We start from the raw sequence: 20346 nt of genomic DNA, 5'->3' as shown, positions 1-20346 counted from the left end.
CACTACCGATGTCGTCGCCCGCCACGCCGCCCAGGCCTGCATGATTGCAGAATGCTGCTATTCGCAGCACAATGAAGCTATGACTACATCGATCACCATTCGCGACGTCCCGGAGGAGACACGCGACGAACTGGCCACCCGTGCCGCACGCAGCGGTCGATCCCTGCAGGAGTACGTACGTCTCCAGCTCGTCGAACTGACCCAACGTCCGGACTCGGACGAACTACTCGTCAAGGTTCGCGAGCGTAAGCAGCGCAGCGGCAGCCGACTGTCGGCGGAGGACATCCTGGCGCACCGCGATGCCGAGCGCCGCTGACGTATGACGCTCGTCGTCGATGCCGCCCTCGTCGTCTCGGCACTCGTCGATGGCGGTGCGGAAGGCCAGTGGGCGGAAGAGCAACTGGCCGCGGGTCAGCTCGCCGCGCCGCACCTGATGCTCGTCGAAGCGGCCGACATCCTGCGGCGCGCCACGCTCGCCGGCACACTGCCGACGCAGATCACCAGCCTTGCCCATGCCGACCTACTCGATCTGCGTGTGGAGCTGTTTCCGTACGCGCCACTGGGCGATCGTGTGTGGGAGCTGCGCCAGAACATGACATCGTACGACGCGTGGTACGTGGCGTTGGCCGAACACCTGGACGCGCCACTGGCCACGCTGGACGCCAAGCTCGCGCACTCGACCGGGCCGCGGTGCGCGTTCGTCACACCTCGACGCGGCTGACTGGCCGGCAACGAGGAACTCCCCGGCTCCGTCCCGATCGCACGGGACGGAGCCGGGGAGTTCCGGTGTGTTCAGGCGAACCGAACCGACGTCACAGTTCGCCGGCCTTCCACTGCTCGAGGAAGTCCGGGTTCTTGTCCAGCCACGTCTGCACGGACTGGCCCTTGTTCTCCCGGTCGTTCTGCACGACCATGATGTCCTCGATCTCGAGGAGCTGCTTGTCGGTCAGGTGCAGGTTCTTCAGCAGCTGCGCGGCGTTCGGGAAGTCCTCGTGGAATCCCGGACGGCCCAGGTTGTACAGCCGCTCGGCCTCCCCCAGAGCACCCTCCGGGTCCTTGAGGTCACGGATGTCGTACGCGGCGTACGCCCAGTGCGGGTGCCACAGCGACACCGCGATGTTGTTCCCTTCCTTCATCGCCTTGTCCAGCTCGGCCAGCATGGCGCCACTGGACGATGTGGGATAGTCCCAGTCCTCCAGGCCGTAGGTCGGGATGACCTCTTCCTTGGTGGTCTTCGTCAGACCGGCGCCCGGGTCGATGCCGACGATACGCCCGCCGTACGCCTCCTTATGCTGGTCCAGCTCGGCCAGCGACTGCGCCGGGGAGTCGGCGTTCACGGCCGTGGTCAGGAAGCCCTGATCGAACCAGCAGCCGACGTCTTCGAGCTGGTCGCCGAACTCCTCGACGTACGACGCGTGCGTGTTGGGCAGCCAGCCGTCCATCAGCACGTCGAGGTTACCCTGCGCCACGCCGGTGTAGGTGACACCGGCGTCCTGCTGCTGGAGAGTCACCGAGTAGCCCATGTCCTCCAGCGCGAGCTTCGCCAGGTGGCTGACCACGTAGCCCTCGTCCCAGCCGGTGAAGACACCGATGGTGATCTCGGTCTCGTCCTCGCCGGTGCCCTCCGGATCCGGAACCGGGGCGGCTGCCGCGGTCGGGTCACAGGAGGCGGTGTCGACGTCGCCGATGGTCTGGACCTCGGTCTCGGTCCCGGTGCCGCCGGTCTCGCCGCCACCGCCACCGCCGCCGGTGGTCTCGTCGCCGCTGTCGTCACCGCAGGCGGCCAGGAGCAACCCCCCAGCCAGCACGCTTGCCGTCACGGCAGCAAATTTGGATTGACGCATTGTCTTCCCCTTCTATTCAGAAACTTCGCCCGCGCCGATGATCAGTCGCGGACCTTCGCCGCCTTGACGACCGGCGCCCGATCTGCAAGCGCGGCCACCAGCCGGTCCAGGTAGATCGCCAAGATCACAACCCCGAGCCCTGCCTCGACGCCGATGGCGACGTCCAACGTGGTGAGACCGGACAGCACATCGAGGCCGAGGCCGGCAGCGCCGACCATCGCGGCGAGCACCACCATCGACAATGACAGCATGATGACCTGGTTGATACCGGCCATGATGGTCGGCAACGCGAGCGGCAGCTGGATCTGGCGCAGAATGCGCCCGGGTGGCGAGCCGAAGGCCTGACCAGCTTCCACGACCTCCGTGTCGACCTGGCGGATGCCCAGCTCGGTGAGCCGCACGCCGGGCGGCATCGCGAACACCACGGTGGCGAGCATGCCTGGGACGGAACCGATGCCGAACATCGCCAGCGCCGGGATCAGGTACACCATCGGCGGCAGCGTCTGCATGAAGTCGAGGACCGGCCGCACGATCTGGCTCACGGTCGACGACTTCGCCGCCCAGACACCCAGCGGCACCGACAGCAAGACCGCCATACCCGCCGACAGCAGGACGAGAGTGAGCGTCTCCATCGCTCCCTCCCACTGGTCCATGGCAGCGATGAGATAGAACCCGGCCGCGGCGAAGATGGCGAACTGCCACGAGCGCACGAACCAGCCGAGGGCGGCGAAGAGCACGACCATGACCAGGAACGGCGGCGCGGTCAGGAGATCGACGACAGCGTCGTAGACCGTACTGAGGCCATCGCTGATGCCGTCCAGCACCGGCCCGAACGTCTCGTCGAGCCAATCGACGCCGTTCTCTGCCCACTCCCCGACGTCGATGCGGGGGTCCATCGGATCGAACGATTCGGACTCGCTCACGACGCCGCACCCCCTTGCTCGGTGGTCACGGCTTCGGTCTCGGTGCCTGCCGTAGCGGCTTCGGCCTCGTGCAGCGTCTCGCTGATGCTGGCCATCGCGGCCAGCAGCGTCACCCGGGGCACCACGCCGACCAGCCGGTGATCGTCGTCGACCACCGCGAGTGGCAAAGGCGACTCGGCCGACGGCGCGAACAGATCAGCCAGGTAGGTGTCCTGGTGCACCGACGAGACGTCGGTGTCGATGATGCCTTCGATCTTCTGGTCGCCGCGGTTCACGGCGGCGACGACGTCCTTGTCGTGCACGACACCCTGCAGCCGGTTGTCGCGCCGGCCGACGGCGAACGCCGCGGCCATCTGCTTCTCGCGCATCGTGTGCTGCGCCTCGCGCGGGCCGGCCTCGGCGTTGACGACGAACTGCGCGGTCTCCATGACGCTCGAGGCCGTCAGCACGCGGGTGCGGTCGACGTCGGCCACGAACTGGGCGACGTAGTCGTTCGCCGGGTCGTTGAGCACTTCCTCGGCGGTGCCGATCTGCACGATGCGGCCGTCGCGCATGACGGCGATGCGGTCGCCCAGGCGCATGGCCTCGTTCAGGTCGTGCGTGATGAAGACGATGGTCTTGTTCAGCCTGGACTGCAGCTCGATCAGCTGGTCCTGCATCTCTCGCCGGATCAGCGGGTCGAGTGCCGAGAACGCCTCGTCCATCAGCATGATGTCGCTTCCGGCGGCCAGTGCCCGAGCGAGACCCACGCGCTGTTTCATTCCGCCGGACAGCTGGGCCGGGAATTTGTCTCCCCACCCCTTCAGGCCGACCATCTCGAGCGCCTCTTCTGCCTTCTTCAGCCGCTCTTCCTTCTCCATGCCCTGGATGTTGAGCGCATATGCGGCATTCTGAGCGACCGTGCGGTGCGGGAGCAGCGCGAAGTGCTGGAAGACCATGCTGATCTTCTGCTGCCGCACCTCGCGCAGCTCGGCGTCACCGATCTTGGCGATGTCGACATCGTCGATGTACACATCGCCGGCGGTTGTTTCCCACAATCCGTTGAGCATGCGAATCAAAGTGGACTTCCCGGACCCGGAAAGCCCCATTACCACGAAGATCTCTCCTGGCTGCACGTCGAACGTTGCGTCGATCACAGCCGGCGTCGCGCCGAGTTTCGCTACGTCGGCACGGCTTGCGCCGTCCTTGAGCCGACGTACTGCTTCATCGGCCCGACGACCGAAGACCTTATATAGTCCTTCCGCGCGTACCGCGGCCACGCCTCACCTCTCGTTGATCCAGCCACGCGACGCACCGGAATACCCGGGCGAGGGCTTCTTTCGGCGCCTTCTGAGGCAGCCAGTGAGCCACGCGACGAGGTGGCGCGAGTGAGGCGTTTCGCACGCCGACGGAAACACGTGTGTCCCCGCCAGGTCGTCCGGGTGAGCCCCACCCGCGCCCTGGTCTACCGAGAGGCTACCGAATCCCTCAGCGCCTATGCGAGAAAAGTGCAGCTGAGCAGGCCACATTGGGACGATCGCAACCGGATTGTTGCTCGCACGTCCGCTCACCGAGACAGTTGTGAGAGATTCGCCTCGATTCCGCTAACCACTGCGCAAAGCCGCAATCGGCTCGATCGTGGACGCCCGCCAGGCAGGATACGTTCCCGCCACGAGCCCGATCACCGCGCCCAGCAGCGGCGCCGCCACCGCCAGGCGGGTGTCCAGCAACGGCGTCCAGTCCCGCACGACCGACACCCCGACCGTCGTCAGCACGCCGGCCGCCGCGCCGATCAACCCGCCGATCAGGCCGACCAAGCCGCTCTCCACCAGGAACTGCCCGGCCACATGGGTCCGCCCCGCACCGACCGCGCGCCGCAGCCCGATCTCCGACACCCGCTCCATGACCGACAACAGCGTGACGTTCGCGATCCCGAGCCCGCCGACCAGCAGCGACAGCCCGCCCAGGGCCAGGAACAGGCCGTTGACGTCCGCGGACACGTTGTCGCCCAGCGAACCCGGTGGCGGGGGCACGTCCGCGGCCAGCAGGTCCGGATCGTTCGGCGACACCGCCAGCCGCGCCTGGCCACCCACCTGTTGCGCGGCGCCGAGAGCCGTGCGGATCTCGACCGCCTCCGGAGCCTCCAGGCCGTACGTCTCGCGGGCGGTGCCCATCGGCATGACGACCGCGTCCAGGATCCCGGACCTGTGGTCGACGCTGTCGATGATGCCGACGACGGTGAACGCACGGTTCCCGATGAACACCGACGGCTGCGAGTCCACCCGGTTGACGCCGAGGCGTTCGGCCGCGTACTTGCCCAGGACGACGACGCGGTCCGCTCGCTCGTCGTGGCCCGAGTCGTACAGCCGGCCGGTGCGCAGCGACGCACCCACGGCCGCGAACAGGCCGGGTGATGCGGCTGCGACCGGGACGACGTTCTCGAGCGTCCCGGTGGCGGCGGTGACCGGCAGCCCGACCACCGACGCGCCCCCGACGTCGACGGCGGCGTAGGTGCCGGCCGAGTCCACCCCGGCCAGCCTGCCCAGCCGCTCGGGTGCGTCCCAGGGCAGCTCGGTCGCGTCGACCTGGCCGTCCGGGCCCTCGCGCTCAGCCGGCTCGATCACCACGCGCGTCGCGGCGACCGCGTCGAAGCGTTCCGAGATCTGCCCCGCCGCGGTCTGCCCGAGACCGAGCGTGGCCACCAGGGCGGCGATGCCCAGCACCGTGCCCAGCGTGGTCAGCGCCAGCCGCGACGGGCGGGTGGCGACACCCGCGACCGCCTCGCCGCACAGGTCCCGCACCGACATCCGGCGGACCGCGCCGGAGCGGCGCCGCCTCACGCGAGCACCCCGTCCACGATGCGAACCCGCCGCTGGGCCCGCCGGCTCACCGCGTCGTCGTGCGTGATCACCGCGAGCGTGAGCCCTTCGGCGTGCAGCTCGTCGAACAGGTCGAGCACCGAGGCGGCGTTCTCCGAGTCGAGGTTGCCGGTGGGCTCGTCGGCCAGCAGCAGGCTCGGCTCGGACGTGAGCGCCCGCGCCACCGCGACCCGCTGACGTTCACCCCCCGAGAGCGTCAGCGGGTCGAAGTCGCACCGGTGCGCCAGGCCCACGCGGTCGATCGTGGCCCGGGCCCGCGCCGTCCGTTCCCGCCGCGGCACCCGCAGGTACATCATCGCGAGCTCGACGTTCTCCAGCACCGTCCGCCGCGGCAGCAGGTGGAACGCCTGGAACACGAAACCGATCCGCTCGCCGCGCAGGCGGGTGCGCCGCCGCTCGGACAGCGTGCGCACGTCGATGCCGTCCAATCGGTACACGCCGCCGGTCGGCCGGTCGAGCAGCCCCAGCAGGTGCAGCAGCGTCGACTTTCCGGAGCCGGACGGTCCGACGATCGACAGGTACTCGCCCTGTTCCAGAGTCAGGTCGACGGTGCGGATCGCCTCGACCGGCGGCGGCCCGGTGAACGTCCGGCCGATGCCGTCCATCTCAACCACCGGTGTCATCGCCGTCCTCCCCGACCACCACGAGATCGCCTTCGGCCAACTCGCCCTTCGGGGCGCTCACCTCGGCGTACCCGTTCGCGGTCAGCCCGACCTCGACCTCGACCAGTTCCGTCGTCCCGTCCCGGCGGACCTGCACCCGGGCCTTCCCTCCGGGGCCGGCGGTCAACGCCGCGAGCGGCACGGCGAGCACCGCGCCGTCCGTGCTCTGCACCGGGATCGTCACCTTCACGTTCGCCCCGCGCAGCGCCGCGGCCTGGTCCGCGGTCAGCTTCCCGGGCTTGATGGTGACGTCGTAGCCGCTGGCGTCCTTGCCCTCGGCCTCCTCGATCGCCGTGATCGTGCCGGTCGCGGGGTCGCCTTCGGGGACCTCGATGCGGGCCTTCATCTTCTTGCGCAGCACCTCACGGGCGGCCTCGTCCACGTTCGCCGTCACCACCAGATCGGCGCCGCTCACCGCCATCGCCGCCCCGCTGATCGCGTCGCCGCGGCCGACGTTCACCTCGTCCACCCGGCGCGGCAGGCTGGGCACGAACACGATCTCCGCCGCGGGCAGCGGCGTCCCCGCGTTCACCTGCGCGGTGTCGCGCTCCTGCTGGGCCTGTTCCAGCTGGTCCTCGGCATCGGCGAGCGCCTCCTCCTGTGCCGACGTGTCCGGCTCGGCCATCAGGTCGTCCATGCGCGCCTCGGCCAGTTCGAGCTGGTCCTTCGCGGCGGCGATGGCGTTCTCGTCACCGGTGGCCTCGGCGTCGTCGAGGGCCCGCTCGGCCTGGTCGATCTGGTTCTGCGCGGCCACCTTCTCCGCTTCCGGCGGGCCGCTGGTGGCCTGCTCGAGCGCCTTCTCGGCGTTCGCCACCGCGTCCTCGGCGGCGTCGACGGCTTTCTGCGCCTGTTCGAGCTCCGCCTCGGCCTGCGGGTCGGGCTGCGGGGGCTCGTAGCCGACGGACTCGAACAGCTCCTCCACCGCGCCGCCGGTGTAGGCGGTGTACGAGTCGTCCACGTCGCCAGGGTCGAAGCCGAGCCGGTCCAGCGTCTTCTCCAGCTGTTGGACGTCCGGGCCGCTCATGCCGGGACGGAGCGAGCGGTACATCGGCAACTCACCCGCGAGCACGATCAGCGGCCGTCCCACGATCTCGAGGACGGCCTCGCCCTCCTTGACGGTGTCGCCGGCCTTCGGCACCCGGCCGGTCACGATCGGCGGCGTACTCAGCCCGCCGACCTCCGGGGAGATGTCGACCGAGCCGGCGAAGGTCACGTCGCCGCGGGTCACCACCTCGCTCTTCAACGGCCGTCGCTCGACCGGGACCGTCACGTCCGTCGCCTCCGGCGGCTCGGTCCGCGCCGCCGCGTCGGCCGGGGAGGTGATCCGGGTCCCGGCGAAGACGCCGACCCCGAGCGCCCCGGCCGCGACGGCCGCCACGATGACGACGGTGCGATTGCGCCGTCCGCTCACCCCGCCGCTCCCGCTTGGCCGGCGGACTGGTTCGCGTTCGCCCGCGAGTCGCGGTAACGCTCGAGCTCCGCGCGGTGCTGCTCGACGAACTCCTCCTGCAGCTCGTGGCTGACCTCGTCGTAGGTCTCCTGGTAGCCCTGCTGCTTGCACTCGTGGTCGGCGGTGGCGACGTCGATCTCGTACTCGCGGATCTTCTCGATCTCCGCCTCGTCGACGTCCTGTTCCGCCGAGCTCTCCGCCGAGCCGTCGTCCGGCGAGCCGCTGCCCGGCCCGGTGGGCATCGTCATGCCCAGGCCGGGAACGTCGGCCGCGCGGTCCATGACCGCCTTCCGAGCGTCGCTCGGCACCTCGAACCCGTCGTGCCCCGCGGCGGCCATGCAGTCGGACCACCCCTGCTGGGCCTCGACCACGCGCGGATCGGAGTTGATCCGCTCGGTCAACGAGGCGATGTCCTGGAACAGGCCCTCGAACTCGCCCGCCCCCGGTCCGCCCATCCGCGGACCCGAGTCGCCGCGCACCTGTTCGCTCGCCTTCATCCGGCAGCCCTGCTGCCCGGTGCCGGACCCGCCGTCGCCGCCGGGCGTGGCCCGGATCGCGACGCCGCCGCCATCCTCCAGCACCTGGACGTCCTCGCCCCATAGCGCCTTGTCGTAAGCCTTCCGCGCCGACGCCGACAGCTCCTCGCGGATCTTCTGGTTCGGATCCTTGCTGTCGCCGTCGTCGCCGGAACCCCGGTCCAGGGTGGTGATGCCGTAGCCGTACTCGGCCGCGAAATCAGCCGGATCGAGCGAGTAGGCCTTCTCGAACTCGGACTCGCCCTCCGACTCCGGAGAAGCCGGGACGTAGTCGAATCCACGATCGCGCATGCACTGCGCCACCTTCTCCTCGACCTGACGCATCTGCTGCTTCTGCTCGTCCGTCAGCTCGTTGGCGCCGACCGCCGTCACCGACATCATGCCGCCGGGCTGGAGCTCGAACCCCTCGCCCATGTACTCGCTCAACGGGGCGACGCGCTCGCCGGAACCGTCGTCGCCGTCGCCGGAACCGGTCGCGGTGCCGCCGTCACCGTCACTGCCACAGCCGGTCAGCACCATGCCGGTCACACACGCGAAAGCCCACAGCCGTGCTCTTGCTCGCCAGTTACTCATGGCCGCCAGCGTGTCCGGCCGGCGATGAAGATCCGGTGAAGAAGGCGTCAGATCCACGTTCTTCACGGGTTCTTGACAGGTTCCTGCGAAACTCGGCTGTCATGGGTGCGCGCATCCTCGTCGCCGAGGACGATGCCAAACAGGCCGAGCTCGTCCGCCGCTATCTCGAGCGCGACGGGCATTCGGTGGCCATCACGCACGACGGGCGGACGGCCATCGACGAAGCACGGCGCCGGCGCCCGGACCTGCTGGTGCTCGACGTGATGATGCCGCGGGTCGACGGGCTCGACGTCTGCCGGATCCTGCGCGGCGAGTCCGACGCCGCGATCATCATGCTCACCGCCCGCACCACCGAGGACGACCTGCTCCTGGGGCTGGATCTGGGCGCCGACGACTACCTGACGAAGCCGTACAGCCCGCGCGAGCTCGTGGCACGGGTGCGGACGATCCTGCGCCGGGCCGACCGTCCGGTGCCGAACTCCGACGCGACCTACCGGATCGGCGCCCTGGTGGTCGACCCGGTACGGCACGAGGTCCGGCTGGGCGAGCGCCGCATCGACGTGACCCCGGCGGAGTTCAAGATCCTCGAGTGCCTGACCGCCGAACCAGGACGGACGTTCAGCCGGGCCCGGCTGCTGGAGCTCGCGTTCGGCTTCGACCACAACTCACTCGACCGCACGGTCGACGTGCACGTCATGAACCTGCGCCGAAAGATCGAGACCGACCCGTCGGCGCCCCGCCACCTGCTGACCGTCTACGGGGTCGGTTACAAGATGGCTGAGCACCAGGAGGGCCATGATGCGCCGTAGCCTGCTCGTCCGGCTGCTCGGACTGTCGCTGGCGGTGGCCGTGTTCGCCATCGCCGCTACCGCGTGGCTGACGACCACCGGTACCAGCGAACGTCTGCGCGGCGAGTTCGAACGGACCCTCGAAGCCGACTCGTACGCCTACCAGCAACTGCTGGCACACGCGCGCACCCACGACTCGTGGGACGGCGTCGACGGGCTCGTCGACGATCTGGCCGAGCGCACCGGCCACCGGGTCGCGCTGACCTCGCCGGACGGTGACGTGCTGGCCGACTCCTCCGCCGACGGCGGGGGTGGCGGTGAGCTGCCGTCGACGCCGACCGCCGAGATCGACCCGGCGGCGCCGCGCATGATGATGACCGCCGCCGAAAGCACCACGGAAGGGCTGACCCCCGTCGCCGGCACGTTCGCGTGGGCGGCGCCGCTGCGGACCGCATGGCGGCTGACCGAGGCCGAGGCGACGTCCCGCGAGCACCTGGCCCACGAGGCCACCGTCTGCGCACGGCGCGTCCAGGGCGGCGAGGTCGTGGTGGACGCGGACGGCAGCGTGCTGCGGCTGTCCGGGTCGCTCGCACCCGACACTCCACTGCCGACCGACACGCCCACCCAGGGCGCGGCGAAGCCGGACACCGGTGCCTCCGGCCGAGGCAGCGGATCCGTCGCCCTGACGAAGGTGGAGCCGTGCATCCCGGAGGAGCTGCAGCAACCGAGCGAGGCGACGAAGAAGTTCAACCGCCGCCAGACCGAGCTCACCGCCGCGTGTCTGGACGACGCGGGGCTCTCGTACTCGGAGGCGGTGGACCCGTACGGACTCACGATGCTGGTCGGCTCCCGGGAACAGCAGATGTCCGCCGAGTGGCGGGAGTGCGTCAGCAGCGCCCGCGACGAGGCGATCCAGCCGTTCATCGCCGACCCGGCGCTGCTCTACATGGGCTCCGCCGACCGTTTCGACGCGTTCTCGGGAAGCGGCTGGGCGCGCACCCTGCTCACCGGACTCGCCGTGCTCGCGGTCGCGACGGGCGTCACCGTCGTCGCCGGGCGGCGGCTGACGCATCCCATCCGCACCCTGACCGTGGCCGCGCGGCGGATGGGTTCCGGAGCCCGCGGGGCGCGCGTGCCGGTGACCGGCCGCGACGACGTCGCCGAGCTCGGGCACGCCTTCAACGCCATGGCCGAGTCGATCGAGACCAGCGAACACCAGCGCAAGGTGATGGTCGGCGACGTCGCGCACGAGCTGCGAACTCCGCTGGCCAACGTCCGCGGCTACCTCGAGGCGGCCGAGGACGGCGTGGTGCCGATCGACTCGGCGTTGATCACGTCACTGCTCGAGGAGTCGTCCCAGCTGCACCGGCTGGTGGACGACCTGCAGGACCTCGCCCTGGCCGACGCCGGCGTGCTGCGGATGCACCCCGAGCCGGTGGACGCTGTCGACCTCGCCCAGCAGGTCGTGAGCGGCCACCGGACGAGCGCGGAGCAGGCCGGCGTCGCCGTCACCGTCAGCGCACCCGAGCCGGCCGAGGTGGACGCCGACCCCGCGCGCCTCCGGCAGGCGCTGGCCAACCTGGTCGGCAACGCGGTGCAGTACACACCGGAGGGCGGGCACGTCGCCGTCACCGTGTCCCACGTCGACGACGAACTGGTGCTGGCGGTCGAGGACGACGGGCCCGGAATCGCCGCTGAGCATCTGCCGCACCTGTTCGACCGTTTCTACCGCCCGGACACCTCCCGCACCCGCGCCACCGGCGGCAGCGGGCTCGGCCTGGCGATCACCCGGCATCTGGTCGAGCTGCACGGCGGCACCGTGGACGTGTGCAGCACCGAAGGTTCGGGGTCGCGCTTCACGATCCGGCTGCCGGTGCACGCACCCGTCGGCGCGTGATTCCGCCACACCGCCGGCTGTGGAGATCCGGGGGTGGAGATCGGGTGTGGAGATCCGGGGTGGCGTTGCTGAGTGTGGAGTTGCTGTCGTCAGCGGTGTGGAGTTGCTGTCGTCGGGGCGACAGTGACTCCACGCCGTTGCCGCAGTATTCCCACACCGTTCGTGGCGCGGCTCCGTGAACCCGGGTGCCGGGTGTGCTCAGCGGGCCGGAGCAGGTATGCTCGCGTCGTCGTCACCGGTTCGGTGGCGCCTGCGGGTGTAGTTCAATGGCAGAACTCCAGCTTCCCAAGCTGATAACGCGGGTTCGATTCCCGTCACCCGCTCCACCAGACGAACGCCCAGGACACCGGCACAACCCGGGAACCTGGGCGTCGTCGTGTTCGAGGCCGCGTCGTCACAAGAGCACGAGAGCCGCCACGGCAGCCGCCAGCAAGACGAACAAGATGACGCGACCAGCCACCGACTTCGGCAACCGAGACCCTGTCGAGGTCAGGGACTCTTGTTCTGCTACGAAGGCACGCGCGTTTCGTTCATTCGACGCCCGGAACATGTGCCCATTGCCACCGCCACCGATACCGATCATGGGGCACCTCCAAGCAGTCAGCTTATCAGCGCGAAGGATCTTCGGATTGGCCACGCGGATGAGCGGGATCGACGCGACCGCGAGCACGCCGGTGACGTCGAGCGGCACGTCCATGCCGGATCGGCCGCAACTCGAGACGTGATGGGGGCGCGTTTACTGGTGTGATGGCGCTGGTAAACGCGCCTCCATCACCGCGGTGACCCGGTCGGTTCTCCGACCGGAAGGGTGTAGAGGTTCCGGAGGTCGCCGTCGACCGGCGCCTGCTTCCAGAAGGTGAAGCCGAGCTTGTGGCAGACGTTCTGCGAGGCGCGATTCTCCGGGGCGATGATGGCCAGCAGCTCGCCCGAGTACGTCCGATGCGCCTTGGCCAGCAGCGCCCGGCCGGCCTCGGTGGCATACCCGAGGCCCCTACGCTCCGGCACCAGCCGGTATCCCCATTCCAGCCAGGTTTCGCCCTCGAGTTCGATGTGATCGACACCGGTGTATCCGACGACGAGACCCGAGGACCGCTCGACCACCGGCTGCTTGCCGAACGGGACGGTCTGGCAGACGGCGACCATGTGGTCGAACCGTTCGCCGGCCTCTTCCTCGGCGAGGACGCCCGGGGCGAACACCATGAAGTCCTCGTTGCCGAAGAACTCGACGAACCGGCCCCGGTCAGCCTCCCGGGGCGGACGCACCAGCAGGCGCGCCGTCGTCACGGCATCCGGATCCGAACCAGTCACACGTCCTCCCGCCGCCCATGGTGCCGCATCCCGTCGCGCACCGATCGCCGTGCCCGCTACGTGCCCGTGTCAGCACCGCCGTTTCCGGACGGCGCCGCCGTCCAGCGACAGCGTGTCCGTTTGTGGGGTGCTCCCGCGGGTATCCGCGCAGCAGGGAGGCAACCATGCGGATCGGAAGCGCGCTCGTCGCGATCTGGTTGATCATCGGTGTCCTCGCCACCTGGCAACGGGGCTATTTCACCGGCACCGAGAACCCCGACTGTGAGCGGTTGGGCACGGTCGTGATCACGATCGTCGCAGGACCGCTCAATTACGTCGGTCTGAACCCGAAGGTCGAGGAGTGTGACCTCCCGGAGCCGTCGCAGTAGGGCGGCGACAGGCGCCGTCCGAGCGCACCCGACAACCACCATGCGTACGGAGGGCGCGTCAGCGGCGCCGGCTCTCGTCCGCAATCAGCTGCTCGTGGCCGCGTACGCCGGCGAACAGATCCAGGTCGATCGGCGGCCCGTCCGGTTCCCTGGTCAGCACCGAAACGGTCCCCGTCGTCTCCAGCACCACGGCCCGTACGTCCGCGGTCCGGGTGACCCCGGCCAAGCGCAGCTTCGAGCGCAGGTCGCCGTCCGTCATGCGCGCCGTCGTGAGGTTCTCCTCGAGGACCGTGGAGCCGCTCATCAGCAACAACGGCGCGTTGTCGACCGCGGACTCGACGCGCCTGGCCAGCCGCCAGCGCGCGATCAGTGCCTGGACCGTGAACAGCACCGCCAATGCCACCGCGCCCTGCAGCAACGGGGTGGTACGGGTGACCGCGGTGGTGGCGGCGATCGACCCGAACATCACCGTCGCCGCGACGTCGAAGTTCGTCATCTGCGCGAACGAACGCAGACCGGTGATCCTCGAGAACACGATCATCGCGACGTAGGCACCGACCGTGCTGACAGCGATCAGCGCGAGCGCCGTCCACGACGCCCCGAGTTCGGCTGGAAACATGCTTCCTCCCAGTGGGACCGGCACCGAAACCTCGCGGGCGCAACATGGCGACGGGCAGGACGTCATCGGTGCCGTCGATGCGGCAGGCTGGTCAGAACCGAATGGCTCGACAAAGACGACGCGTCCTACCCGTCGCTACGAGCGTGCACCGCTTCCACGGCCGGGTCAAGTGGTTCCGGCTGAGCGGCCGGCTCTATCGGCAACCGGCCTCGACGGCTTCCGCGACGGCCAGCAGCCGTTCCTCCTCGTACCAACCGCCGACGACCTGGATGGACGCCGGGAGCGCCCGGTCCGGCCGGGGCACCGGGAGCGACACCGCCGGCAGCCCGGCCAGGTTCACCGGCACAGTCAGGTACGTCGTCCAGGCCGGTTCGCCGACCCGTGGGGGCTCGGTGAGCAGGGTCGGCAGCACCAGGACGTCGTATCGCTCCAACAGTGCCCGCAGCTGTAGCCGTGCGGCGTTCTGCACCCGCCGGCAGGCCACGATGTGCGGCGCCGTCATGGCCCCGCCCTTCTCTATGCCGTCGATGTGGCGCTGTTCCAGCAGGTCGGGTCGGGTCATGAGGTACCGGTGCGCGGCGTAACCCTCGGCCATCATGATGTCGTTGGCCGCGTCGATCCACGTCTCCCAATCCGGGATCGTCACGTCCGTCACCCGCAGGCCCGCAGCCGCGACGGCGCGGTCGACGGCCTCGTCGACCGCGGATTCGATCCGGTCGAATCGCAGTCTGGCCGCCGTCACCGGCTCGCTGCCTCCGACGGCCGGCTCGAAGCCCGGTTCCATCAGCCGCATCCCGGTCACCAGGCCCGCGACCTCCCGCGCGAGCGGGCCGACCGTGTCGAGGGTCCGCGAGAACTCGAAGACGCCGTGGGTGGGGAGCCGCCCGGTGGTGGTCTTCAGGCCCGCGATGCCGCAGCATGCCGCCGGCACTCGCACCGACCCCCCGGTGTCGGTGCCGTAGGCCACGTCCGTCTCGTCCAGCGCCACCGCGACAGCGGAGCCGCTGGACGAGCCACCGGTGATCCGTTCCTGGTCGAGCGGGTTGAGCGGGGTCCCCGTCCACTGGTTGTAGCCGTCGGCGTGCCGGCACAGCTCGACCAGGTTCGTCTTGCCGACGATCCGGGCGCCCTGGTTGCGGGCGTTCTCGACCACCGGCGCGTCGACGAGCGCCTCGGTCCTCCCGGCTGCGACGGCGCGCGAGCCCACGGTCGTGACGGTTCCCGCCACGTCGATACAGTCCTTGACCGCGAGACGCGGCCCCTGGCCCGTGGAGTTCGTGTCCAGCCGCACCAGCCACGTCGCATTCCCGATCATGCGGACATTTTGCCCTAAACGTTTGGCGGTGATCGGCATTCGCGTCAGCGGTCCGCGCAGTAATACGCCAGATCAGCGCCGGTCGGAACCAGGTAACCGGCCCATCGCTCCGGTGGAACCGTTCCCGCCAGCTTCCACGCGGCGGTCATCCCGACGACGTCGGGCCCGATCAGTCCCAGCCGGAACGGCACGGCCGCGTACAGCTGCCGGCCGATCTCGGCCAGCCAGCGGTCGAGTGGCCGCCGCCACAGCAGCGAGTCGCCGCCGCGAAAGCCGAAGGCGGCGCTGCGCGGCTCGGCCCGCTCCAGCGCGCCGGTCGGCACGAAAAAGACCAGCCAATCGGTGCCGGAGTCGTGCCGCACCGCCCGTGCCGCACACACGACCCGGGTACCTCGCGGCAGCGCGGCGACCCCGGCGAGCAGTCCCGTCGCCTCCAGCTGCGTCCTCGTGCACGGCACGGCCGAGAACCCGCCGCCGTCGCCGCGTGCTCGGCAGCCGTCGACACCGGCGGCGCGCCACAGTGCCACCAACGTGGCCTGCAGCCGGTCGTCGTCACGCTCCCCCACCTCGATGGCCAGCTGGTAGCCGCCGCCGAGCCACATCGCTTCATCCTGAAGGTCGGATGCGTCGGCCATGTCTTCATCATCCCGTGCCGGCACCCTTTCGGCGATGATCATCGGCAGTTTCCGGCCACATGGGCCGGAAACTGCCGATGATCATGTGAGGTAGCGTGTGGCCATGACCACGGAACGGCTCGCGCCCCCGCTGATCGCGGACGAGCGCGAGATGCTGCGCGCCTTCCTCGACTACCACCGCGGCACCCTCGCGATGAAGTGCGACGATCTCACCGACGAGCAGCTGCGCCTGCGCTCGTCCCCGCCGTCCGCCCTCTCCCTGCTCGGGCTGGTCCGGCACATGGCCGAGGTCGAGCGCACCTGGTTCCGCCGGGTGATCGACGCCGAGGACGTCCCGCTGGTGTGGTCGCCCGAAGGCGACTTCCAGGACGCCTTCGACGACGGCACGGCGACCCGGCACGAAGCATTCGACGCCTGGCACCGCGAGGTCGAGCACGCCCGGCGGATCGAACGGTCCGCACCGTCGTTGGACGTCACAGGGCATCAGCCGCGCTGGGGCGCGGACGTCTCGCTGCGGCTGGTCATGCTGCATCTGATCCACGAATACGCACGGCACAACGGCCATGCCGACCTCCTGCGCGAGGGCATCGACCGCACGGTCGGCGCCTGACCTCCGCTACCGCCGGCAGTCGCGGACGGTCGCCGACAGTTCAGCCGTTGCTGTACCGTGGTCTCCCATGACGTCCTCCGCCCGCCCGGACACCGCACGCACGGCGTCCCTGCGCCGCCGCGTGCGCCTGATCGTCGCCGGAACCATCGCCTACAACGTGGTCGAGGCGGTGATCGCGATCACCGCCGGCGCCGTGGCGTCGTCCACGGCCCTCGTCGCGTTCGGGCTCGACTCCACCGTCGAGGTCGTCTCCGCGGCCGCGATCGCGTGGCAGTTCTCCGGCCGTGATCCCGAGGCGCGCGAACGCGTCGCGCTCCGCGTCGTCGCCCTGTCGTTCTTCGCCCTGGCCGCGTACGTGATCGCCGACGCGAGCCGGGCGCTGATCGGCTCGGCACACGCGGACGACAGCACCGTCGGCATCACGCTGGCCGCCGTCAGCCTCGTCGTGATGCCGGTGCTGTCCTGGGCGGAACGGCGCACCGGCCGCGAGCTCGGCTCGGCCAGCGTCGTCGCCGACTCGAAGCAGACGCTGATCTGCAGCTACCTGTCCGGTGTCCTCCTGGTCGGGCTGCTGCTCGACGCCGCCCTCGGCTGGTGGTGGGCCGACCCGGTGGCAGCGCTGCTGATCGCCGGCTTCGCCGTCCGGGAAGGCCTGGAGGCGTGGCGGGGCGACGCGTGTTCCGCCGCCACCGGCGCGCTGCTCACCGATCCGGAGGCCGCCCTCGATCACGACGGATGCGGCAACGGTTGCGAGGACGGCTGCTGCGACGGGTGACCGGGTCCGCGGACCGACCGGACCGCAGGTGACGAGCACCGGACGTCGAGAGGACGATGCTCGTATGAGTGACATCCAGACGCGCGTGCAGGATGCCCTCGACACGTTGGTCGACTCCGGCGCCGAACGTGGCCTGCAGGCCACGGCTCATCACCGCGGGGAACGGGTGGTCGACGCTGTCAGCGGCACCGTCGACGCCGCCACCGGCGAGCCGGTCGCGCCGGACACGCTGTTCTACACCTACTCGACCGGCAAGGCGATGACCGTGACGGCCGTGCAGGTGCTGATCGAGCAGGGAGTCTTCGACTACGACACCCGCATCGCCGAGCTGTGGCCGGAGTTCGGCGCGCACGGCAAGGGCTCGGCCACCATCCGGCACGCGCTGACGCACTCGATCGGCGTACCCGCGCTGCCGTCCGACGTCACGCCGGCGGATCTGTGCGACTGGCCGTCCATCTGCGCACGCATCGCCGACAGCGAGCCATGGTGGCAGCCGGGGACGGCGACCGGCTACCACGCCCACACGTTCGGCTACATCGCCGGCGAGATCATCCGCCGGGCTACCGGACGGCGGATCTCGGAGGTGCTGCGCGAGGACGTCGCCCGCCCGCTCGGCGTCGAGGGCGAACTGTACTTCGGGGTTCCCGAGTCACAGCTCGGCCGGGTCGCCCCGCTCGAGGACGCCGACGGCAGTGCGGAGTTCCTGGCCTCGTTGCCTGACGATTCGCCGTTCTTCACGCTCGCACCGCGCGCGGTCACGCCCACGGCCGTGTTCGGCAATCGCCGCGACGTACTGATGGCCGACATCCCCGCCGGCGGGAAGATGACCGCGCGGGCGATCGCCACGTTGTACGCGGCGCTGCTCGGCGACGTCGCGGGCGTCCGGCTCGTCGCGCCGGAACGGCTGGGTGATCTCACCGAGGTCGCGTTCAGTGGGACCGACCAGGTGTTCGACATGCCGACGAAACTGTCCCTGGGTTTCGGCCTGGGGCTGGTGGGCGACGAGGACGACGAGCACCCGACGACGTTCGGCTGGGGCGGCGTAGGCGGCAGCTACGCCCTGGCCGACACCGCGACCGGGGTGACGTTCGCACTGACCAAGAACCGGCTCACCCCCGACTTCAGCACGGCCCAGACGCTGGCCGGGATGGTGCTGGACGCGTTCGCACCCCGGTGATCATCGGGGTCGGTCCGGCAGCAGCGGCACGGCCGGACCGAGCTCGCGGCCGAGCAGTGCGGCCCGCGTGACGGCGGCGGAACCGAACCGGTCGCGGACGTCGTCGATACTCGCGTCCAGCGTGCCGGACGGGCGCTCGTCGAACGGCAGCGCCGGCTGCACCGCGCCGTCGCCGCCCAGGTTGGTGAGCGCAACGCCGATCAACGTGACACCGCGCGCCCGGATCAGCGGCATGGCCGCCGCGAGCAGCCCGCGGACGGTGTCGAGCAGATCCTCGGTGCGCGCGGTCGCCTCGGTCAGCGTGTGCGAACGGGTGGCGCGGGTGTAGTCGCCGAAACGCATCCGCAGCACGACGGTCCGGCTCACCCGGCGCGCGCGGCGCAGCCGCCGGCCGATGCGCTCGACGAGCGACACCACCACGGCGTCGAGGTCCTCCGACGACCTCGGCCCGCGGCCCAGCGCGCACTGCGCCCCGATGGAGCGCCGGCGACGGCCCACCTCGACCGGCCGGGGATCCCGGTTGAGCGCCAGCGCGTACAGGTGCCGGCCGGCGGCCTTCCCGAGAATCGAGGTCAACGTCGACGGTCCGAGCTGGGCGATGTCGCCCACCGTCTGGATGCCGCGCCTGCGCAACGCCGCCGCCGTGACCTCGCCGACGCCCCACAGCCGTTCGACCGGAAGAGGGTGCAGGAACGCCAGCTCGCCGTCGGACGGCACGACGAGCAGGCCGTCCGGTTTGGCGACGGCGCTGGCGACCTTGGCGAGGAACTTCGTCCGCGCGACACCGACCGAGATGGCCAGCCCCACCCCCTCGCGGACGTCGCGGCGCAGTTGAGCGGCGATGCCGGGCGCCGGTCCGCGGATGCGCCACAGCCCGCCGACGTCCAGGAAGGCCTCGTCGATGGACAGCCCCTCGACCACCGGCGTGGTGTCGCGGAAGACGTCGAACACGGCCGCGCTGGCTTCGGTGTAGGCGGACATCCGCGGCGGAACGACGACGGCCTGCGGACACAGCCGACGGGCGCGAGCCCCGCCCATGGCGGTCCGGACGCCGTAGGCCTTGGCCTCGTAACTGGCCGCGAGCACGACCCCGCCACCGACGATGACCGGCCGTCCGCGCAGCCGGGCGTCGTCACGCTGCTCGACCGACGCGTAGAAGGCGTCGAGGTCCGCATGCAGCATGGCCAGCTCGATGGTCACGAACACATGTTCGCACCATCTCGCTCACATGGCCAGACATCGTCACCGCGGTTGTCACGAAAGGGCCGGCCGTGTCAGCGGTTCGCGACCGCCGGTGTGCAGATGAAGAACGTCCGGTCGGTCGTCACCCACGGCGTGCCCGCGAAGACCGCGGGGTAGCCGTACTCGGCCAGCATCCGGTAGAAGGACTCCGGGGTCGGCCAGAACGACGCTGTGTTGTTCCAGGAGGCCGTCGCGCGGTTCCACCAGCCCTTCTCGGCATAGAACCGGCCGCTGTAGCCGCGCTCCTCGACGGGGTCCGACAGGTCGTGCGTCGGCTGCTCGGTCGCCAGGTGCGTGTCCAGGATGACCGGCGTCCCCGACATCCGCTTCAGCAGATCCAGCTGGTCGTCGACGGTCAGGTGATACCACAGGCCCAGGCAGAGGATCAGGTCGTACCCGGACAGGTCAGCCTCGCGGACGTCCTGCCGGACCCAGGTGACGGCGTCGTCCTTGGGGAACCGTTCGTCACGGGCGTCGATGGCCGTGACGTTCCACCCGGCGCGCGCGGCACGCAGCGAGAACCCGCCGTGCCCCGCCCCGAGGTCGACCAACCTGCCCGGCACGAATGTCCGCAGCGCGGCGTCGAACAGGTCGTGACGGCGCGCACTGACGTCTTTCGGTCGTTTCGGCCTCTGCATGTGCCGAGGTTACCGCCGATCCGCCCGGTCCGGCTCGTCGTCGGTGACGCCGATGGACTGACGCAGCTGCCGCAGGATCCGCGACAGCAGCCGCGAGATCTGCATCTGCGACACCCCGAGCTCGTCGG

The 20346-nt window shown here is 70.2% G+C and carries 22 protein-coding genes and 1 tRNA gene; 9 read left to right on the top strand and 14 right to left on the bottom strand.

Features of this window, described 5'->3' with window-relative positions; translation table 11 throughout:
- Positions 1-79 precede the first annotated feature (79 nt).
- Together CLV30_RS25080 and CLV30_RS25075 are read left to right on the top strand one after the other, a co-directional pair.
- Entirely contained in the window at positions 80-316 is a 237-nt protein-coding gene (locus CLV30_RS25080) for a FitA-like ribbon-helix-helix domain-containing protein (RefSeq protein ID WP_106539988.1), read from the top strand.
- Positions 317-319: 3 nt separating this feature from the next.
- Complete coding sequence (locus tag CLV30_RS25075; protein WP_106539987.1) at positions 320-721, top strand: type II toxin-antitoxin system VapC family toxin; 402 nt, start codon at positions 320-322, stop codon at positions 719-721.
- Positions 722-812: 91 nt separating this feature from the next.
- On the opposite strand, the gene CLV30_RS25070 is transcribed toward CLV30_RS25075, so the two are convergent.
- The 7 genes from CLV30_RS25070 to CLV30_RS25040 form a co-directional block, all read right to left on the bottom strand.
- On the bottom strand, positions 813-1820 hold the full coding sequence (locus CLV30_RS25070; RefSeq protein WP_205740740.1) for a glycine betaine ABC transporter substrate-binding protein: 1008 nt from the start codon (positions 1818-1820) through the stop codon (positions 813-815).
- Positions 1821-1885: 65 nt separating this feature from the next.
- On the bottom strand, positions 1886-2740 hold the full coding sequence (locus CLV30_RS25065; protein WP_106540006.1) for an ABC transporter permease: 855 nt from the start codon (positions 2738-2740) through the stop codon (positions 1886-1888).
- Positions 2741-2763: 23 nt separating this feature from the next.
- A complete protein-coding gene (locus CLV30_RS25060; protein ID WP_106539985.1) occupies positions 2764-4026 on the bottom strand; it encodes a quaternary amine ABC transporter ATP-binding protein in 1263 nt (420 codons plus the stop codon).
- Positions 4027-4350: 324 nt separating this feature from the next.
- Entirely contained in the window at positions 4351-5586 is a 1236-nt protein-coding gene (locus CLV30_RS25055; RefSeq protein ID WP_205740738.1) for an ABC transporter permease, read from the bottom strand.
- Complete coding sequence (locus CLV30_RS25050) at positions 5583-6248, bottom strand: ABC transporter ATP-binding protein (RefSeq protein ID WP_106539984.1); 666 nt, start codon at positions 6246-6248, stop codon at positions 5583-5585. The genes CLV30_RS25055 and CLV30_RS25050 overlap by 4 nt, the downstream gene beginning before the upstream one ends.
- Positions 6232-7698: a peptidoglycan-binding protein gene (locus CLV30_RS25045; RefSeq protein WP_106539983.1), complete on the bottom strand. Its 1467-nt coding sequence runs from the start codon at positions 7696-7698 to the stop codon at positions 6232-6234. Before CLV30_RS25045 ends, CLV30_RS25050 begins: the two co-directional genes overlap by 17 nt.
- On the bottom strand, positions 7695-8846 hold the full coding sequence (locus CLV30_RS25040) for a FliH/SctL family protein (protein WP_129710970.1): 1152 nt from the start codon (positions 8844-8846) through the stop codon (positions 7695-7697). The genes CLV30_RS25045 and CLV30_RS25040 overlap by 4 nt, the downstream gene beginning before the upstream one ends.
- 101 nt (positions 8847-8947) lie before the next feature.
- On the opposite strand from CLV30_RS25040, the gene CLV30_RS25035 reads away from it, so the two are divergent.
- The 3 genes from CLV30_RS25035 (at position 8948) to CLV30_RS25025 (ending at position 11857) form a co-directional block, all read left to right on the top strand.
- A complete protein-coding gene (locus CLV30_RS25035; protein ID WP_106539981.1) occupies positions 8948-9655 on the top strand; it encodes a response regulator transcription factor in 708 nt (235 codons plus the stop codon).
- Complete coding sequence (locus tag CLV30_RS25030) at positions 9642-11531, top strand: sensor histidine kinase (RefSeq protein ID WP_205740737.1); 1890 nt, start codon at positions 9642-9644, stop codon at positions 11529-11531. The genes CLV30_RS25035 and CLV30_RS25030 overlap by 14 nt, the downstream gene beginning before the upstream one ends.
- Before the next feature lie 252 nt (positions 11532-11783).
- Positions 11784-11857, top strand: a tRNA-Gly gene (locus CLV30_RS25025).
- A 68-nt stretch (positions 11858-11925) separates the two neighbouring features.
- Here CLV30_RS25025 and CLV30_RS25020 read toward each other — a convergent pair.
- Positions 11926-12228, bottom strand: coding sequence for a hypothetical protein (locus CLV30_RS25020; RefSeq protein WP_106539979.1), 303 nt, complete (start codon positions 12226-12228; stop codon positions 11926-11928).
- Positions 12229-12302: 74 nt separating this feature from the next.
- A complete protein-coding gene (locus CLV30_RS25015; RefSeq protein WP_165358572.1) occupies positions 12303-12839 on the bottom strand; it encodes a GNAT family N-acetyltransferase in 537 nt (178 codons plus the stop codon).
- Between the two features lie 164 nt (positions 12840-13003).
- Between CLV30_RS25015 and CLV30_RS25010 the strand changes: the two genes are divergently transcribed.
- On the top strand, positions 13004-13207 hold the full coding sequence (locus tag CLV30_RS25010; protein WP_106539977.1) for a hypothetical protein: 204 nt from the start codon (positions 13004-13006) through the stop codon (positions 13205-13207).
- Between the two features lie 58 nt (positions 13208-13265).
- On the opposite strand, the gene CLV30_RS25005 is transcribed toward CLV30_RS25010, so the two are convergent.
- The 3 genes from CLV30_RS25005 to CLV30_RS24995 all read right to left on the bottom strand — a co-directional run bounded on the left by CLV30_RS25005 (position 13266) and on the right by CLV30_RS24995 (position 15776).
- Complete coding sequence (locus CLV30_RS25005; protein WP_106539976.1) at positions 13266-13826, bottom strand: DUF421 domain-containing protein; 561 nt, start codon at positions 13824-13826, stop codon at positions 13266-13268.
- Positions 13827-14019: 193 nt separating this feature from the next.
- Positions 14020-15141, bottom strand: coding sequence for an amidase (locus tag CLV30_RS25000; protein ID WP_165358571.1), 1122 nt, complete (start codon positions 15139-15141; stop codon positions 14020-14022).
- Between the two features lie 44 nt (positions 15142-15185).
- A complete protein-coding gene (locus CLV30_RS24995; protein WP_106539974.1) occupies positions 15186-15776 on the bottom strand; it encodes a hypothetical protein in 591 nt (196 codons plus the stop codon).
- Positions 15777-15879: 103 nt separating this feature from the next.
- Between CLV30_RS24995 and CLV30_RS24990 the strand changes: the two genes are divergently transcribed.
- The 3 genes from CLV30_RS24990 to CLV30_RS24980 all read left to right on the top strand — a co-directional run bounded on the left by CLV30_RS24990 (position 15880) and on the right by CLV30_RS24980 (position 18338).
- Positions 15880-16386 (top strand): DinB family protein, encoded by a 507-nt coding sequence (locus tag CLV30_RS24990; RefSeq protein WP_106539973.1) that lies wholly within the window; start codon positions 15880-15882, stop codon positions 16384-16386.
- A 67-nt stretch (positions 16387-16453) separates the two neighbouring features.
- The gene (locus CLV30_RS24985; RefSeq protein ID WP_106539972.1) at positions 16454-17161 is read left to right on the top strand and encodes a cation efflux transmembrane domain-containing protein; all 708 of its coding nucleotides are present in this window, start codon (positions 16454-16456) and stop codon (positions 17159-17161) included.
- A 64-nt stretch (positions 17162-17225) separates the two neighbouring features.
- Entirely contained in the window at positions 17226-18338 is a 1113-nt protein-coding gene (locus CLV30_RS24980) for a serine hydrolase domain-containing protein (protein ID WP_106539971.1), read from the top strand.
- Here the strand turns inward: CLV30_RS24980 and dinB are convergent, their stop codons facing one another.
- Both dinB and CLV30_RS24970 read right to left on the bottom strand, forming a co-directional pair.
- Positions 18339-19544 (bottom strand): DNA polymerase IV, encoded by a 1206-nt coding sequence (dinB, locus tag CLV30_RS24975; RefSeq protein WP_106539970.1) that lies wholly within the window; start codon positions 19542-19544, stop codon positions 18339-18341.
- 68 nt (positions 19545-19612) lie between these two features.
- Positions 19613-20218, bottom strand: coding sequence for a class I SAM-dependent methyltransferase (locus tag CLV30_RS24970; protein ID WP_106539969.1), 606 nt, complete (start codon positions 20216-20218; stop codon positions 19613-19615).
- Between the last annotated feature and the right edge of the window lie 128 nt (positions 20219-20346).

The sequence above is a fragment of the Haloactinopolyspora alba genome (assembly GCF_003014555.1).
Taxonomy (GTDB): Bacteria; Actinomycetota; Actinomycetes; order Jiangellales; family Jiangellaceae; genus Haloactinopolyspora; species Haloactinopolyspora alba.
The sequence above is the reverse complement of the archived record's forward strand: the minus strand, read 5'-3'. Positions and strand labels throughout refer to the sequence as shown.